The sequence below is a fragment of the Bacillus cereus group sp. BfR-BA-01524 genome, assembly GCF_022662595.1.
GTDB classification, from domain to species: Bacteria; Bacillota; Bacilli; order Bacillales; family Bacillaceae_G; genus Bacillus_A; species Bacillus_A thuringiensis_S.
This window is the reverse complement of the sequence record NZ_JAKUDW010000312.1, coordinates 1-369: the sequence shown is the minus strand read 5'-3', so window position 1 is coordinate 369 and position 369 is coordinate 1. Positions and strand designations below refer to the sequence as shown.

The following is a 369-nucleotide window of genomic DNA, read 5'->3' as shown; positions in this document are numbered from 1 at the left end:
CAAACCAAATAATGTACCTATCGCTACAAGACATGCACTTAATCCCATCATTGCTACATTATTTGATGCTGTGTTTGGTAATTTTTCACCTTGTACAACTGGCTTTGCTTCTTCTTTTTTAGCTACTTCATTCTTTTGCTCAACTTTTATCGCTGCTTCTTTTTTTGCTATATCATTTTTTAACTGTTCTTGCGCTATTCTCTTTTTGTCTTCTTCACTCTTTTTCTCAGCTTTTATTGCTTCCTCTTTTTTAGCCATATCATTTTTTTCTTGTACTTGTGCCGCTTGTTTTTTCTCTATTTCATTTTTTTGCTGTTCCTTAATTGCTTCTTCTTTTTTAGCTTTATCTTGTTGTACTTGCGCTTCTTC

1 protein-coding gene is annotated in these 369 nt (G+C 33.1%); it reads right to left on the bottom strand.

The window, feature by feature from the left end:
• Positions 1-369 (bottom strand): cell surface protein (locus MR170_RS31230; protein WP_242310692.1); only part of this gene is annotated, 369 nt, incomplete at both ends.